Genomic DNA, 16253 nt, shown 5'->3' on the forward strand with positions numbered 1-16253 from the left:
GGTCCACTGACCGTCCGTCAGATCCCCGACCCGAGGGTGCCGAAAACTCTACCGGCGGACCGCCGAGATCAGTCCGCCGGGCCGCTCCTCGCGCTGCGGCGGGGTGCTGATCGGTCGGCCGTAGGCGGCAGCGCGCTCGCGCAGGGTGTGGTTGTCGGCATCCCAGCCGTGCCCGGCCAGCCAGCCCACCGGGTCATCGGGCATCTCCGAGACCCACATGGACGCCGCCGATCCCGGCACAGCGTCCGCACCGAAGCGCTCGATCACGCCGCGCGAGCCCAACGTCAGCCCCATCCGACTGCCTGCCGCCGACTGCGCGCTGATCCGGGCCAGCAGCAGCTCCACCGCGTCCTCGGGCAGATAGATCAGCAGTCCTTCGGCGATCCACACGGTCGGCACCGCCGGGTCGTGCCCTGCGGCGGCCAGCGCGCCCGGCCAGTCCTCACGCAGATCCACCGCGACGGTGATCCGCTCGCAGCGTGCGACGGCCCGCTCCTGGCGCAGCACCGAAGCCTTGAAGTCCAGTGGCGCAGCGGTGTCGACCTCGAACAGCCGGGTGCCCTCGGGCCAGTCCATCCGGAAGGCCCGGCTGTCCATTCCGGCGCCGAGCAGCACGACCTGCCGGACCCCGGACGCGGAGGCCTGCTGCAACAGGTCGTCGAGGAACTTCGTCCTGATGACGATGGAGAACGACACGGCCTGCCGGCGGCGTCGCGCGGCCTCGTCACCGGGCAGCGGGGGCGAGGAGGGCCACAGGCCGCCGGCGGCGGCGAAGGCCTGTGCCAGTGGGTCACGGAACAGCGCGTTCTCCCGCTCGGTCTCCAGCGCCCGCACCCTGGCCACCCCCACCGCCGTGGCCCACACTCCCGACGGCTGCACCCGCTCCTGCTCATCAGTCACCGAGCCAGCGTAGATGACCCGTTCCACGGGGGCCTGATGAGTGGAGCCATTGCTGTGGCCGGAAAGGTCTGCCGGGAAGCTCGCTGCGTCCGGTGCTGGAGGTACCGGCTCAACGAGTCGTCCACCAGCTCGTCACCGGTCGAAACGCATGACGGCACACATGCTGCGCCACCGATCGGCTCGACCGCGAGATCACCTTCGTGCCGGAGCACGCGGAGACCCCCTCGGCGCTGCGTCTGCCGCGTGCGACCTCGCAGGCCACCGACGAAGCAACGGCCGGGCCAAGTGAGACGAGTTCAGAGGACCTGAGGTGGTTGCCGCAGGCCCGGTGCGCCACTTCACACCGGGCCTGCGGCTCGGTTTCACCTCGCAGAGACCGTCACCCCTCCGGCTTCTGCGAGTCCACGCCCGAGCGTGCCTTCTCCCACAGGCCGCGGGTGAAATCGGGGATCGCCTGGGGCGCGCCGTTCGCCTTGATCGATGCATGGCTGAGCGGCACCGGCGATGTCCAGGTCGCCGCGTCGTACACGTCGAAGTCGGGTACCAGGCCGAGCCGCATGCACTGCATCAGGCGGAACACCATGATGTAGTCCATACCGCCGTGCCCACCGGGCGGGTTGGAGTGCTCCTTCCAGAGCCAGTGATCCCAGTCGGAGTACTTCGAGAAGTCGCCCCAGCTGTCGTTGGTGTGGTCCGGCTCTATGTAGATGCGCTCGGGGTAGTCCTCGAAGACACCCTTCGTGCCTCCGAGGCTGTTGATCCGGGAGTAGGGGTGTGGTGTGGAGACATCGTGTTCCAGCCGGATCACGCGGCCCTTCGCCGTCTGGACGAGGCTGATCGTGCGGTCGCTCTCGATGTACGTCTCCTTCCAGCTCGGGTCGCCGTGCGGCATCTTGGCCTCGCGGTACTCGGCGAGCCCCAACGAGGGCGTCCCGAAGCTGGAGATGTGGGTGACGCGGTCACCACGGTTGATGTCCATGTAGTTGGCGACCGGGCCGAACCCGTGATTCGGGTAGAGGTCGCCGCGCAGCCGTGTGTGCCACAGCCGCCGCCACGGACCCTCGTAATAGTGCGGATCGAACATGAGACCGCGCAGGTCGTGGATGTACGCGCCGGCGCCGTGCAGCAGCCGCCCGAACTTCCCGGCGTGCGCCATGCGCAGCACCCGCATCTCATTGCGGCCGTAGCAGCAGTTCTCCAACTGCATGCAGTGCCGTCGCGTGCGCTCGGACAGGTCGACCAGCTCCCACAGCTGATCGAGCCGTAGGGCGATCGGGCACTCCACACCGACGTGCTTTCCGTTCAGCATCGCCGTCTTCGCCATCTCGAAGTGCCAGTCCCACGGCGTCGCCACGTACACGAAGTCGATGTCGCCGCGCTTACACAGGTTCTCGAAGTCGTCTTCGCCCTTCGTGTACGTCGCGGGCACAGGCTGGCCCGCGTCCGACACCTTCTTCGCGGCTCTCGCGGTCTTCTCCTTGACCGGATCGCACAAAGCGACGACTTGGACGCCGGGCATCGCCAGAAACAGGTCGATCATGCCGCCGCCGCGGTTGCCAAGCCCGATCATGCCGACCCGCACGGTTCCGCGTCTTTCGAACGGCACCCCGATCATCGTCTCGCCCTTACGGGCGGGTGCCGCATCGGTGGCCTGGTCGGCTGCGGGAGATGCCGTAACCGGGGCGTCGCCGGCGGCGGCGTGTGCCGTACCACCGGCCAACGCGCCAAAGCCGAGACCTGCACCGGCGATGCCGACACCACGCAGCATCGCGCGCCGGGAGTAGCCGTCAGCGGAGTCGTCAGGGACCGGTGTCGCGTTCTCGTCGTGCATCGGACCTCCGTCGCTGGATGGGTTCGCTGCAAGCGCTTGCCACCCTGCGGGAGGTACGACAGATACTCAAGAGGCATGACGGACCACCAGTGACTTTGGCTTCTTCCAGTCGCTGGCCGGAGGGCGTCAAGGCCCGGACAGGTGAGGTCGCCAACAGGTGAGCGGTTGTCGGAACGGATTGCAAAGATCCAGTCAGGGCGTGCCGCGGTTGTCGGAGTCGTAGCGCTCGCGTGCCGCGTGTACCTCGTCGAAGTTGGTCTCCGCCCAGTCCTTCACCGCGGTCAGCAGGGTGGCGAGGCTGCTGCCCAGCGGGGTGAGTTCGTAGTCGACGCGCACGGGGACCGACGCGGTGACCGTGCGGGTGAGGATGCCGTCACGTTCCAGGGCGCGCACGGTCTGGGTGAGCATCTTGGGGCTCACCCCGGCGATCTTGCGGCCCAGGTCGCTGTAGCGCATGGGGCCCGCGGACAGGGCCGCGACCACGAGGCTGACCCATTTGTCGCTGATGCGGTCGAGGAGCTGGTTGGTGGGGCAACTCCGGATGAACGCGTCGTACTCGAATCGGGCCTGCTCGCGCCGCTGGGCCGCGGTCATGGTCGCCATGGCTCACCTTCAGGGGACATACGCACTCCGAGGTAACTACTTACCGATGAATAGTAACTCTTCCTAGGGTTGTGCGCAGCGGAGGAGATACCGAAGCAACCAACCTGACAAGGGGAGTTGAAGTCATGCGTGCTGCTGTGGTGAGGCTGTTCGGCGGGCCCGAGGCCGTGGAGATCGTGGAGACCGGGGTGCCCGAGCCGGGGGCTGGGCAGGTACGGATCAAGGTGGCGGCGGCCGCGCTGAATCCGGTGGACGGGGCGATGCGGGCCGGCGTCTTCGGCGAGGCGGGCCGGCAGGTCGGGCTCGGCTGGGACGCCGCCGGGACCGTGGACGCGGTGGGGGTGGGTGCGGACGGAGCCTGGAACGTGGGCGACGAGGTGGTGGCCCTGGCCTACGGCACGACGAAGCCGCTCGGTACGCACGCCGAGTACGTCGTCGTGGATACGGACGCGGTGGCCAAGGCGCCGTCGACGGTGGACGCCGTGCACGCGGCGACCCTTCCGTTGAACGCGCTGACCGCCGTACAGGCCCTGGATCTGCTGGGTCTGGCGCCCGGTGGATCACTGCTTGTGACGGGCGCGGCGGGGGCCGTCGGTGGGTTCGCGGTCCAGCTCGCCGCTCACCGCGGGATCTCGGTGACCGCGTTGGCCCGTGAGACGGACGAGGAGCTCGTACTTTCCCTGGGCGCGTCCCGCTTCATCACCGGCGAAGTCGTCGAACCGGCAAGCGTCGACGCCGTACTGGATGCGGCGCTGCTCGGCGAACGGGCGCTGGAGTGGGTGCGGGACGGGGGTTCCTACGTCGGCGTCATGCCGGGGGCACATCCCGCGTCCGTGCGCGGGGTGCGGACCACCGCGGTGGAGGTGAGCCCCGACGGTACCCGGCTGGCCGAGCTGGCCCGCCTGGTGGACGAGGAAGTGCTCACCCTGCGGGTGGCCGAGACCTACGCCCTGGACGAGGCAGCCAAGGCCCACACCCGGCTCGCGGAAGGCGGTGTGCGGGGGCGGCTGGTGCTCGTTTGACAGGCAGTGGTCGGCTGTTTCGTGGTGATCGACGGTTCGGCCGGTTCATGCCTGGAACTCGGTGAGGTCGATGGCGTGAACGCGCAGCGGGTAGCCGTACTCCGGGTGTGACGTCTCCCTCTCGGGCACCATGCCGAGCTTGCGGATGACGTTCTCGGAGGCGTTGTCACCCACCCGGTTGATGCTGATGACGCTCTCCAGGCCGCGGTCCTGGAGAGCGAACTCCAATGTGGCGTAGGCGGCTTCGGACGCGTATCCCTGGCCCCAGAACTGCGAGCCGATCCGCCAGCTGATCGCCACGGCGGGCATCACCTCCGGCAGGAACTCGGGCACGGACAGTCCCGTGAAGCCGATCAGTTCGCCCGAGGCCAGCAACTCGACGGCGAAGAGCCCGAAGCCCTCCTCGTCCCACTCCTCTTCCCACCGCTCGATGTCCTCGGCCGTCTGGTCCAGGTCGCGCACCGAGCCGTCGTCGATCCAGCGCATGACCCGTGGGTCCGCGTTGATCTCCGCCATCGGCGCAAGGTCGTCGTCGTGCCAGGTACGGAGGAGGAGGCGGGGTGTGCGGATCTCGGTCATGCGCCCATCCTGCCGAAGACAAGGGCCTCACCGGTAATCCGGCGCTCACCCGCGCTGCCGCTGCGGAACCACATGAGCACCTCCGCGCCGGTGCTTCCCTGGAGGCGCGGGGCCGTCAGTGCCACCTCGGGTGGACTGTGCGGCCGGGGAGTTCCAGACCGGTGCAGCCGCGGCGCTTGGCCTGGTCCGCAGCGAACTCGTTGAGGAGGTGCCGCACCTTGCTCATCGGCAGCGCGGGGGAACTGTCGCGGGTGTAGCTGGTGGCGAGGAAATTGGCGGGCTCCCCGGCACATCGGGCCTTGGCGCGGCCGAAGTTCTCGCCGAGCAGCGCGTCGTGGGGGCTGTGCCCCTTCGGGATCCGCATGTTGGCCGAGAGCAGCGTCTCGAAGGGCTTGCCGGTCCAACCGCCCTACCAGCCGGTGAGCTTCACCGCGGACTCGCCCGTCCCGGAGTCGATCAGCGCGCAGCTGGTGATCGGGGCCCGCTCGTCTGTGGGGGCGAGCACCTGCCACTCCCTGCCGGACGGGCTCCTGGGCAGCATGGCCTGAGCCAGCCAGCCAGCCAGCCAGCCAGCCGCACATGGTGTTCTCCGCCTGGCTCAGGGACAGTTTCCGGGTGGGTTCGACGCGGTCCGGCAACGGCAGCGGGTCGGCCCCGCAGCCGATCTCGGCGTTGGCGCCGTTGGCGACGCGTACGGCCGTGCGCAGGGACTGGGGCGAGGGCTTGTTCTCCACCCCGAGGGCGTACACGTTGGTGACGAGGCGCGGCTTGCGGCCCTCGGAGTCGTGGCCGAGCTTCGGGCACTCCTGAATGATCAAGGGGCCGAATTTGCCGTAGAAACCCGGGACGGACCTGGGATAGGCCAATGCCCCCCCTCGACGGACGCAGCCTACGTGGGGTGCGAACTCGGTGGGCCGCGGGGTCGGACGCGGGTCTCGGTCAGGTACTTTTCGACGGCCGGGGCCGGATCGAGCTATGCCGGGAGCGGGTGTAGTGAGCCGCTCTCACAGGATGTTCCGGCGCCAGGTAGGTGTGGGTGAGGGCCGCGTCGAGGAGGCGGCGCAGCTGGGCGAGGGTCGGTGCGACGGCGGTGGCGAGCAGCGCCGCGCTGTCGGCCAGGGGTGCCAGAACGCACTGCCCTCCTCCCGGGTCGCCGAAGAGGACCGCGGCGGGGGGCGCGTCGAGGTCGGGGGTGATGAGGAGGAGCTGTCCGGTGGCGCGGTAGCCGCCCAGTACGGCGGGTCCGTCCCAGGCCGGTGCCGGGGCGCCGTAGGCAGTGTGCTGGTCGAGGATGGGCCGGCCGTCGCGCCGCACGGTCAGCCGGGTGGACAGGTGGCCCGGCGGCTCGGCGGAGCGCCCGAGGAGTTGTTCTTCGCGCAGAAGCAGCCGGGAGGTGCTGGCGAGTTCCACCCGGTACGTCTGGTGCAGGGTGCTGCCGCCGGCGCTGATCAGCGGCTGGGGCAGCCAGTGCAGGGACGCGTCCTTGCCGACGGTGAGTCGTACGTCGTAGGTGGCGGGGTCGGGGGTGGAGCCGGGCAGGGAGATGGTGGCGGCGGCTGTGGTCACCTCCAGCCGGGTGTGCGCCTCGGCGGTGATGTCCATCGCGAGTCGGTCTCCGCCGAGGGGCGCGCTCATCGCGCCCAGCACGCAGACCCGTGCCCGGTCCCCGCGGGGCCGCAGCCGACGCAGGTGGAAGGGGCCGTCGCTGTGCAGCAGGGGAAGCGTGGTGGTGCGGCCGTTGTGGGTGGCCCGGAGGCGGGCGGTGGCGCGGATGCCGGCGGGATGTGTGGGGTCCGGGCCGGTGGCACGGGGTTCGTCGCCGGACGGGTTCGGCGTTTCGACCGTGTCGGCCTTCACTGACCGCCGGCTGTGCGCTGTGCCCTTCTCGTGACGCGGCGGGAGGTCTGCGGCCGGTGCCTGGGCAGTCGCCTTCATCGGCCGGCCCCGGCGCGCCAGGCGGTGACGCACTGGGTGACCCAGTCGGTGACGGGTCGGATCCCGTCGTCCGTGGTGAGGCTGGTGAAGGCGAACGGCAGGTCCTTGCGCTGCTTGCGGGTGTCGGCCGTCATGGTGTCCAGGTCGGCTCCGACGTACGGCGCGAGGTCGGTCTTGTTGACCACGAGGAGGTCGGCGGTGGTGATGCCGGGGCCGCCCTTGCGGGGGATGTCGTCGCCGCTGGCCACGTCGATGACGAAGACCTGGGTGTCGACGAGTCCGCGGGAGAAGGTGGCGGTGAGGTTGTCCCCTCCGGACTCGATGAGGATCAGGTCGAGCGGGTGCAGGGTCTGTTCGAGTTGCTCGACGGCTTCGAGGTTGGCGGAGATGTCGTCGCGGATGGCGGTGTGCGGGCAGGCTCCGGTCTCGACAGCGGTGATCCGCTCCGGTGGCAGTACGGCCTCGCGGCGCAGGAAGGCGGCGTCCTCCTGGGTGTAGATGTCGTTGGTGACCACGGCGATGGAGAGCTGGTCCCGCAAAGTGCGGCACAGGGCGGCGACGGTGGCGGTCTTGCCCGAGCCGACCGGTCCGCCGAAGCCGATCCGCAGGGCGCGGCGGCTGCCGTCCGGACGTTGGGGATCGGCGCTGTGGGTGTGGCGGTGCGGCATGGTCACGGGATGGTCGAGATGCATGGGGGCTCCAGGTGGGGGCGGGAGGGGTCAGGAGGCGAAGAGCCGGACGGTCCAGGCGGCGTGCTGTTCGCCGGTGATGTCCAGCAAGGGGGCGGACGTGGCGGGCAGGGCGGTGACGCCCTCCGCGGTGACACGCACTGCCGCGGCGACCGCGGCGTCGGCGACGGTGTCGCAGTCGTCGGCAAGTCGTGCCAGAACCGCCGTGGCGTCGAAGGGGTCGAGGCTCAGCAGTCGCACGGCGGCGGTCGCCGGGCCGCCGACGCTCTCGTACACGCAGGCATGGGCGGCGTCGAGCGGGGTGAGTCCGGCGGCGCGGGCCGCGACGCCGAGGACCACCGGCTGGTGGGCGCCGTGGGGGCGGTGGCAGGCGAGGTGGTCGAGGTCGGTGCAGGGCCAGGTGGCGCGGGCGGCACGCAGCAGTTGCCGGCCCAGGCGACGGGCTATACCGCGCAGGGCCGGTGCGGGGGTGCGGGTGTCGGCTGCGTCGTCCAGGGCGAGGGCGTCGTATCCGGTGGCGGCCGCGGCGGCGAGACCGGCCGCAGTCAGTCCGGCGGTGTGCAGCCGCCCGCGGCAGAACGCCTCCAGACTGGGGCTGTCGTGGACGGCTCCGGAGGCGACGGCGGCTTCCATGCCGCCGGAGTGGGCGTGCCCTCCGGCGGGGAAGCGGCCGTCGGCCAGGACGAGCAGGGCGGTGCGGCTCATGGGGTGACAGGGTCGCCTTTCACGAGAAGGCGGGAGGGGCCGGCCCGGTCGGCGTGGCCGGCCCGGTCGAGGAGAGTGGTCAGAAGAGGAAGTACCGTTGCGCCATGGGCAGTTCCGTGGCGTAGTTGCGGCCGACCTCGTGTCCGTCCACGGTGGTGCGGACGTCGGAGGTGGTGGCGCCGCCGATGGTGACCTCGAAGGTGTCGGGATCGACCTTGATGTCCGGCACTCCGTTGTTGTGCACCATGTCGGCCTTGGTGACGCCGCGGGTGGAGCGGATCGCCCGCAGCGGCTTGAGCAGGCCGGTCTGCGGAAGACGGCCGCCAAGGGCCGCTTCGGAGACGAAGTTGAAGGAGTTCGCCGCCGGGGAGCGGCCCTGGAAGCCCCAGACCGGGCGCGGCAGGTAAGGCTGCGGGGTGGGGATGGAGGCGTTGGCGTCGCCGATCTGCGCGTAGGCGATCTGACCGCCCTTGATGACCATATGGGGTTTGACGCCGAAGAACTTCGGCTCCCACAGCACCAGGTCGGCGAGTTTGCCGGTCTCGACGGAGCCGACCTCGTGGTCGATGCCGTGGGTGATGGCCGGGTTGATGGTGTACTTGGCGATGTAGCGCCGGGCCCGGAAGTTGTCCGCGTGCGCGTCGTCCTCGCGCAGGTGGCCGTAGCGGGACTTCATGACGTGTGCGGTCTGCCAGGTCCGCATGATCATCTCGCCGATGCGGCCCATGGCCTGGGCGTCGGAGGACATCATCGAGATGGCGCCCATGTCGTGCAGCAGGTCCTCGGCAGCCATGGTGGAGGGCCGGATCCGGGAGTCGGCGAAGGACCTGTCCGCCGGGACCTCGGGGTTGAGGTGGTGGCACACGACCATCATGTCGACATGCTCCTTGACGGTGTTCACCGTCAGGGGGCGGGTCGGATTGGTCGAGGCGGGCAGGACGTGCGGCTGTTGCACGAGCTCGATCATGTCCGGGGCGTGGCCGCCGCCGGCGCCCTCGATGTGGAAGATGTGCAGACTGCGGTACTTGACGTCCGTCGTCTTGTCGCCACGCTTCATGGTCGCGGCCAGGGTGTTCTGTACGAAACCTGACTCGTTCAGCGAGTCGGCGTGCAGCGCGACCTGGACACCGGTCTGCTCACACACTTCCAGAGCCGCGTCGATCACCGCCGGGGTGGCGCCCCAGTCCTCGTGGATCTTGAAGCCGAGGGCACCTGCCGCGACCTGGTCGAGCAGGGCTTTCTCGGAGACGGTGCTGCCCTTCGCGAGGAGGCCGACGTTCACCGGGAAGGCGTCCAGCGCCTCGAACATCCGCTGGATGTGCCACTCGCCGGGCGTCACGGTGGTGGCCGTGCTGCCTTCGGCGGGGCCGGTGCCGCCGCCGATCAGCGTGGTCACGCCCGACGCGAGCGCCTCGTGGATCTGTCCCGGGCACAGGAAGTGCACATGAGTGTCGACGCCACCCGCGGTCAGGATCCGTCCCTTACCTGAGATGACCTCCGTCTCGGGGCCCACGACGAAGTGGGAAGCGCGCGGATCTTCGTGAGGCCGCTGCGACATTGTCTCGGGGTTGTAGGCCTTGCCGATCGCCTGGATCCGGCCGTCGCGCAGCCCGACGTCGGCCTTCACCACGCCCCAGTGATCCAGGATCAGCGCGCCCGTGATCACCGTGTCCACCGGTTTGCGCGGGTCGTCACGCGGGATGTGTGACTGGCCCATGGACTCGCGGACCACCTTGCCGCCTCCGAAGACCATCTCGTCGCCACTGCGCCCCGGCCCGCCGCACCAGTCCTCCTCCACCTTCAGGACGAGATTGGTGTCGGCGAGCCGGACCCGGTCCCCGGAGGTCGGCCCGAACAGGTCGGCATGGCGGGACCGCAGCAGCGGGTCCCAGGGGTGCTCGGTCTTGTCGGGTTGCTCAGTCTTGTCGGGCATCGAGGTGCTTCTCCTCGTCGCTCTTGCCGGCCTGGAGTCCGTGGACGATCCGCTCACCTGCGATGGGCACCAGCATCACGGTCCGCTCGTCACCGGGTTCGAACCGCTCGGAGGTGCCGGAGGGGATGTGCAGTCGCATGCCGTGGGCGACTTCACGCGGGAACTCCAGGCCCCCGTTGGCCTCGGCGAAGTGGAAGTGGGAGCCCACCTGGATCGGACGGTTCTTGGGATTGGACACGCACAGCGGCACGGGCGAGGCGCCCTCGTTGAACGCCACCCGGTACTCGTCCTCGTCCGGCAGCAGCTCCAGCTTCCCCGGATGGACGTCCACCTTGGTGGCCGCCTCGTCGAACGGGTCGTGGATGGTCACCAGCTTCGTGCCGTCCGGGAACGTCGCCTCGACCTGGACGTTGTTGATCATTTCCGGCACGCCATCCATGACCTCGCTGCGCTGCAGCACATGCCGGCCGGACTCCATCACTGCGTCGACCGTGGCTCCGGCCCGCGCCTCCTCGTAGACGTGCGCCGTCAACAGCGCCATGACCTCGGGGTAGTTCAGCAACAGTCCGCGTTCCCGGCGCCGCTGGGCGACATCGGCCGCCACGTGGACCAGCAGACGTTCCTGCTCGTGCGGAGTCAGATGCATATGGCCCCCTCTCCTGATCGTCGCTCTCGTCCGGACGCCGCCTCATCGGAGCAACGCGGTGCGATGCCCGTTGTGCGTGCGCCAGACACTGATCATCGGGAAGGCGAAGACTTGATGCGGGGGAATCGGTCCCAGGGGCCCTGAAGGAATGAACCGGAAGCGGGGGCGTCCAGGGGCGCAGCCGCCGGCACCCCGACCGCCCCCTTCACCACGTCACACGAGCGCCTGGGCCGCGCTCCCCTCCCCCGCCCGACAGAGTCCATGCCCCGGGCTCGCGCATGGTGCGGTCAGAAAGCCCCTGCGCCCGCGGGCTCCGGCGCTACAGGGCATCGATGTTCAGGCCCCAGCGGGACTTGTCGGGGGCGGCGGCCGGCGGGGCCAGAGCAGCAGCGGCAGCGGTGGCGGTTCGTGCCCTGCACCAGGCGTCCTGTCTACCTCTTGCGGAAGATCCGGGAACGCCGTAGGTAGTCGACCGCGACGGCGCAGACCAGGATCCCGCCGACCACGATGGTGTTGTACTGCGGAGGGATCTTCGAGAGCACCAGCGCGTTGTCGACGAGGGAGAGCAGGACGGCGCCGATCGCGACGCCTTGGATGTTGCCCATGCCGCCCATCAGGCTGACACCGCCGATGAGGACCGCGGTGATCGCGATGAGGGTGGTGGACGTCCCGCCCGCGGTGACCTGTCCCGCCCCGACGCGCGCGGAGTAGAGCATGCCGGCGAGCGCGGCCGTGGCCGCTGCGACTACGTAGAGCGCCACGTCGAGACGGAAGACCCGCAGGCCATTGCCCACGGCGGCTTGCCGGTTGCCGCCCAGGGCGCGGACGTTCACTCCGAACCGGCTGCGCTCGAGCAGGAACCAGAACACGACACCGACCACGATCGCGATGAGGACGATGTTAGGGATGCCGGCGATGCTCCCTTGTCCGATCCTCTGGAATGCCGTCGGCAACGGCAACACGTCGTTGCCCCCAGTCACGAGGTTGTCGATGCCGGTGAGTATGTAGGACGTGCCGAGCGTCGCGATGATGGGAGGTACGTGCAGGTAGGTGATGATCGCGAAGTTCACGACACCGACCGCGCAGCAGAGCGCCAACCCTATGAGCACCGCCAACGGCCACGCGGCCCCGTTGACCATCAGTTGGCACGTCGCCAGCGCACCGAGCGTGAAGATGGCGCCGGCTGAGAAGTCCAGGCCGCCTCCGATGATCAGGAGCGCTGCACCGCAGGCCATCACGAAGTAGATCACGCTGTTGCGGAAGATCTCGGTCAGGTTCGCGTTGGTCAGGAAGAGGCCGTTGCGGGACGCCGCCACAGCGCCAACGGCGAGGATCACCAGGAGGAGTGTCGTTTCCTGACGTACGAGGATCTTGGTCAGCAGGCTCTCTCGATCACCGTGGTCGGTGTGGCGCTCGCGGGCCGTTGGGTTTGTTGATGTGGTCAAGGCCATCACGCCTCCTCGAAGTGGTGGTCGGGATCGTCTGCGGGCTGGTCGGCCGGCACAACGCCGGTGATCATCCCGATGACCTCTTCGCGCGGTACCTCGGCGACCCGCCGGGTGCCGACCGTCCGGCCGAGGCGGAGTATGGTCACTCGGTCCGCGTGCGAGAAGACGAAGTCGAGGTCGTGGCTGACGATGACGACCGCCTTCCCTGATGCCCTGAGCTCGTCGATGATCTCGCCGACGTGCGCGGTCTCCTGGACGCCGAGTGCCGCGGTCGGTTCGTCCAGGAGGATGATCGGCTTGTCCATACGAACGGCACGTGCGATCGCGACGACCTGGCGCTGGCCGCCCGAGAGCAGACCGACCGGCGTGCGCACGTTGCCCACGCGGACGTTCAGGTCCTTCAGCACCTGCGCGGCTTCGCGTTCCATGCGTCGTCGGTCCAGCACGACACCCAGCTTGCGCGGCAGGTTGCCCAGCGCCAGATTGTGCGCGATGTCGAGGCATTCGACGAGCGCGAGATCCTGATAGACGACGGCGATGCCGTGGTCCTTCGCGTCGGCCGCAGAGCGGACGTGGCCGAACTCCTCGCCGTTGACGACCACCTCGCCCTCGTCGGGCCGGTGGATACCCGTGATGATCTTGATGGTCGTGGACTTGCCTGCACCGTTGTCTCCGACGATGGCGTGGACTTCGCCGGCGTACGCGTCGAGATGGACGTTCTCGAGGGCTGAGACGGAGCCGAAGTACTTTCGCACTCCGCGCAGCCGAAGGGCCGGGGCGGTGTCCATCAGTTCCACCCCTTGTCGAGGTAGCTCTGGTAGTCCTCCTTGCCGACCACCTTGATGGGCAACGGGACGGTGGGCGCGGGCTTGCCCTTGTGGACGTCCATGACGCCGTCGACCATGCCCTTGGCGGGCGTGCAGACGTCCTGCAGGTACATGAGGTTGGCTTCACCGTCCTTGATCGCCTCCGTGCCCCCGTTGTCGTGGCCGGCGGCGAGCAGGAAGGTCTTGCCCTTGAGTCCCTTGGACTTGATGGCGGACACGGCCCCCGGAGTGGTCGTGCCCATGTGGCTCGCGATCTCGGTGATGTCGGGGTGCGCGGACAGGAGGGCATTGACCTGGGGGAGCGCCTTCCCGGCGTCGTCCCCGGTGTAGACCTCGCCCGCGATCGTCACGTTGTCGGTCTTCTTGGCAGCATCCTTCATCCCGTCAAGCCAGGCTTTCCCAACTCCGGTGTCAGCGGCCGCCACCAGGCCGAAGACGTGTTTCCCGGGCAGCGCCGCCACAGCGTTGACCATGTTCTCGCCCATCCTGGTCCAGTCCGGACCGGCGTTGACGTCGGCGCCGCTGTCCGCTCCGCCGGAACCGTAGAACGTGCCGGTGACGATGTGACGGGCCTGAGCCTGCTTGAGGACCCCCGCGAAGGCGGTGCTGGCCGGGAAGGTGACGATCGCGCCCTTCTTGTTGGCGGTCGCCTGCTGGATCTGCCCGATCATCGCGTTCGCGTCCAACGCCTGCCCGGTCGGTCCGCTCTCCGTGTACTCGACGCCGCGCTTCTGCGCCTCGTCCTTCATGCAGTCGCCGATCCTGCGCCACGCTGGGAAGTTGGGCAGCGGGTTGACGAACTGGAGCGTCAAGGCACCGGCGCCGTGGGAGGACGCCGAGCCACCGGCGGCCGAATCCTCGGTGGAGCAAGCGGCGAGTCCGCCAACGAGCAGCAGGGACATCGAGAGCGCATTGATGACGCGCACCCGACGGAAGGGAGCGGGGGTGTTTGACATGTGGTTTCCTCCGAGATGGCGAACGCGGCTCATGCCGTGGCGGTGGTGGCGGGGTCGATGAGGTCGCGGACAGCGCCGACCAACTCGTCGACGGCACGCTGGGCAGCGGGGACGACCGGGAAGTAGTCGACCCACCCGTGGATCAGCGTGGGGTGGCTTTGCAGCATGACTCGGACGCCCGCCTGCCGCAGTCGCTCGGCGTACTCCTCCTGCGCCGAGCGGAGCGGATCGAAGCCGGCAGTCGCGATCACGGCTGGCGGGAGGTCCTCAAGGGACGTGGCGAACCCGGGCATCGCGTAGGGGTCGGCGCGGTCCGCCTTGCGGCTGAGGTACCAGTCGTTGTACGTCACCATGTCCGCGCGGGTCAGCACGAACCCCGTGGCGTACGCGCGCATCGTCTCGGTGTCGACGTCGTCGTCGATCACGGGGTAGATGAGTACCTGGCCGGCGAGTGCCGGACCGTCCTCGTCGCGAGCGCGCAGAGCCACACACGCCGCGAGAGTTCCACCGGCGCTGTCGCCCGCGACGAGCAACGGCACGTCGGGATAGTTCGCGCTCGTCCACAGCAGGCTGTCGTAGCTGTCCTGTAAGCCCGCCGGGAACGGGTGCTCGGGTGCCAGCCGGTAGTCCACCGACACGACCACCGCGCCGGTCGCGACGGACAGGCGGCGCGTGATCTTGTCGTGGGTGTCAATGTCTCCGGCGGCAAAACCGCCGCCGTGGAAGTACACGATGGCCATACTCGGCGCAGCGTCGCTCGCGGAGTAGATCCGCAACGGAATCTCGCCGTTCTGGCCCTGGACGACGCGGTCCTCGATGCGGTCCACCAGGTCGGGCGTGAAGCTGGGGCCTTCAAGGATGCGGATGGCGGTACGCATCTGGGCGCGGAGATCACCGGGGGTTTGGTCGGCAGCGGGAACCCCGAACGGCGCCTGATCGATGAGAATTTGCGCGTGGGGGTCGATCGTGGTCACGGGATGGCTCCGTTCGGTCGAATGGCGATCTTGAGTCCTGAGCCGGCGCGGAACGCGGCGACGGCGTCGGCGTACTGCTCAAGCGGCAGCTCGTGGGAGACGAGAGGGGCCAGCCGCTCACCCCAGACCTGGGCGAGCCGGACGGAGCGGTCGAAGCTGTGAAGCACGGCCATGCTGCCCACGATGGAGATCTCGTTGCGGTAGATGTCGAAGGGCCGGATCTTGACGATCGCCTCGGACTCGGCCACGCCGAAGCACTGGATGACGCCGCCCGGTCGGACGCGGGTCAGCCCGTCCTCGATAGCGCCGACGACTCCGGTGCAGTCGATGACTGTTTCCCAGCGGGCATCCGCGTCGAGTTCCTCGGCGCCGGCGACTGGGATCAGGCCGAGCGTCGCTGCGAGCGCTCGGCGGGCAGGGTTCGGCTCGACGATGTGGACCGGCTCAGGGCTGGCGTCTGCGGCAAGTAGCCCCATCAGCAGTCCCATGGTGCCTGCTCCGTAGACGAGGTAACGGTCGCCGAGGTTGCGGGGCAACACGTCGAACCCGTGGATCGCGCACGACAACGGCTCGATGAGCAGCGCTCCGGCGTGCGAGATGTCGGCGGGCAGGTCGTAGGCGAGCGGCGCGGGCACGCGAACCAGTTCGGCGGTGGCACCGTCCGTAGTGACACCGAGGGCCTCATAGTTCAGGCACAGGTTGCTGCGACCGCGCCGGCACTCGGTGCACGCGCGGCACGGGATGTTCGGGTCGACGGCGACCAGGGAACCGACCCGCGAGTTGTCGACGCCGCGCCCCACGGCGACGACCTCACCGTAGAACTCGTGGCCGGGGATGAGCGGGAACCGGTCGTAGGGCAACTCGCCGTCGATGAGGTGGATGTCGGTCCCGCAGATACCGGCGCCGCGAACGGCGACGACGAGATCGCCTTCGCCGGGTGTGGGGTCGGGCACCTTCCGGATGTCGACGGCGCCTGGTCGATCGATGACGACTGCATGCATGGGCTGCTCGCTTCATGCGTCCAAGACGCTGTTCAGGGTTCCTTGGGCCTGAACAGCGTGTGCGTCGGACACGAAGTAAGCAATGCCGGACATACCGGATCGTGTGACCGATTCAAAAGAATCGGTCACACGGGGCTTTCGGGGGCCTACAGAAGAACGAGACGCGAGTGAAGGGCACACTGACCTGCACTTTTACCCTCAGAG

The 16253-nt window shown here is 69.0% G+C and carries 16 protein-coding genes; 1 reads left to right on the forward strand and 15 read right to left on the reverse strand.

The window, feature by feature from the left end; genetic code table 11:
• Nucleotides 1-48: 48 nt before the first annotated feature.
• The 3 genes from ACWDEX_RS26140 to ACWDEX_RS26150 all read right to left on the reverse strand — a co-directional run bounded on the left by ACWDEX_RS26140 (nt 49) and on the right by ACWDEX_RS26150 (nt 3334).
• Nucleotides 49-864 (reverse strand): class I SAM-dependent methyltransferase, encoded by an 816-nt coding sequence (locus tag ACWDEX_RS26140; RefSeq protein WP_450466628.1) that lies wholly within the window; start codon nt 862-864, stop codon nt 49-51.
• A gap of 415 nt (nt 865-1279) precedes the next feature.
• Nucleotides 1280-2731: a Gfo/Idh/MocA family protein gene (locus ACWDEX_RS26145; protein ID WP_450466468.1), complete on the reverse strand. Its 1452-nt coding sequence runs from the start codon at nt 2729-2731 to the stop codon at nt 1280-1282.
• 192 nt (nt 2732-2923) lie between these two features.
• Nucleotides 2924-3334 carry a winged helix-turn-helix transcriptional regulator gene (locus ACWDEX_RS26150; protein WP_450466470.1) on the reverse strand — a complete coding sequence of 137 codons (411 nt, stop codon included), beginning with the start codon at nt 3332-3334 and terminating at the stop codon, nt 2924-2926.
• Between the two features lie 125 nt (nt 3335-3459).
• Here ACWDEX_RS26150 and ACWDEX_RS26155 point away from each other — a divergent pair, with 125 nt between their 5' ends.
• Nucleotides 3460-4356 (forward strand): NADP-dependent oxidoreductase, encoded by an 897-nt coding sequence (locus ACWDEX_RS26155; RefSeq protein ID WP_450466472.1) that lies wholly within the window; start codon nt 3460-3462, stop codon nt 4354-4356.
• Nucleotides 4357-4401: 45 nt separating this feature from the next.
• Here ACWDEX_RS26155 and ACWDEX_RS26160 read toward each other — a convergent pair whose 3' ends face one another.
• From ACWDEX_RS26160 to ACWDEX_RS26215, 12 genes are all read right to left on the reverse strand, one after another.
• Nucleotides 4402-4935 (reverse strand): GNAT family N-acetyltransferase, encoded by a 534-nt coding sequence (locus tag ACWDEX_RS26160; protein WP_450466474.1) that lies wholly within the window; start codon nt 4933-4935, stop codon nt 4402-4404.
• 115 nt (nt 4936-5050) lie between these two features.
• Nucleotides 5051-5299 (reverse strand): hypothetical protein, encoded by a 249-nt coding sequence (locus tag ACWDEX_RS26165; RefSeq protein ID WP_450466476.1) that lies wholly within the window; start codon nt 5297-5299, stop codon nt 5051-5053.
• A 575-nt stretch (nt 5300-5874) separates the two neighbouring features.
• Complete coding sequence (locus tag ACWDEX_RS26170; protein WP_450466478.1) at nt 5875-6870, reverse strand: urease accessory protein UreD; 996 nt, start codon at nt 6868-6870, stop codon at nt 5875-5877.
• Nucleotides 6867-7562: an urease accessory protein UreG gene (ureG, locus tag ACWDEX_RS26175; protein ID WP_450466480.1), complete on the reverse strand. Its 696-nt coding sequence runs from the start codon at nt 7560-7562 to the stop codon at nt 6867-6869. The genes ACWDEX_RS26170 and ureG overlap by 4 nt, the downstream gene beginning before the upstream one ends.
• Nucleotides 7563-7589: 27 nt before the next feature.
• Nucleotides 7590-8264 carry an urease accessory protein UreF gene (locus ACWDEX_RS26180; RefSeq protein WP_450466482.1) on the reverse strand — a complete coding sequence of 225 codons (675 nt, stop codon included), beginning with the start codon at nt 8262-8264 and terminating at the stop codon, nt 7590-7592.
• Between the two features lie 79 nt (nt 8265-8343).
• Entirely contained in the window at nt 8344-10197 is a 1854-nt protein-coding gene (locus ACWDEX_RS26185; protein ID WP_450466484.1) for an urease subunit alpha, read from the reverse strand.
• Nucleotides 10181-10843: an urease subunit gamma gene (locus ACWDEX_RS26190; protein WP_450466486.1), complete on the reverse strand. Its 663-nt coding sequence runs from the start codon at nt 10841-10843 to the stop codon at nt 10181-10183. Before ACWDEX_RS26190 ends, ACWDEX_RS26185 begins: the two co-directional genes overlap by 17 nt.
• 431 nt (nt 10844-11274) lie before the next feature.
• Nucleotides 11275-12288, reverse strand: a complete 1014-nt coding sequence (locus tag ACWDEX_RS26195; RefSeq protein WP_450466488.1) for an ABC transporter permease — start codon at nt 12286-12288, stop codon at nt 11275-11277.
• Nucleotides 12289-12293: 5 nt separating this feature from the next.
• Nucleotides 12294-13079, reverse strand: a complete 786-nt coding sequence (locus ACWDEX_RS26200) for an ATP-binding cassette domain-containing protein (RefSeq protein WP_450466490.1) — start codon at nt 13077-13079, stop codon at nt 12294-12296.
• Nucleotides 13079-14074 carry a sugar ABC transporter substrate-binding protein gene (locus tag ACWDEX_RS26205; protein WP_450466492.1) on the reverse strand — a complete coding sequence of 332 codons (996 nt, stop codon included), beginning with the start codon at nt 14072-14074 and terminating at the stop codon, nt 13079-13081. Before ACWDEX_RS26205 ends, ACWDEX_RS26200 begins: the two co-directional genes overlap by 1 nt.
• Before the next feature lie 29 nt (nt 14075-14103).
• Nucleotides 14104-15048 carry an alpha/beta hydrolase gene (locus tag ACWDEX_RS26210; protein WP_450466494.1) on the reverse strand — a complete coding sequence of 315 codons (945 nt, stop codon included), beginning with the start codon at nt 15046-15048 and terminating at the stop codon, nt 14104-14106.
• The gene (locus ACWDEX_RS26215) at nt 15045-16049 is read right to left on the reverse strand and encodes an alcohol dehydrogenase catalytic domain-containing protein (protein WP_450466496.1); all 1005 of its coding nucleotides are present in this window, start codon (nt 16047-16049) and stop codon (nt 15045-15047) included. The genes ACWDEX_RS26210 and ACWDEX_RS26215 overlap by 4 nt, the downstream gene beginning before the upstream one ends.
• Nucleotides 16050-16253: the final 204 nt, after the last annotated feature.

This window comes from Streptomyces sp. NPDC001020 (assembly GCF_053599115.1).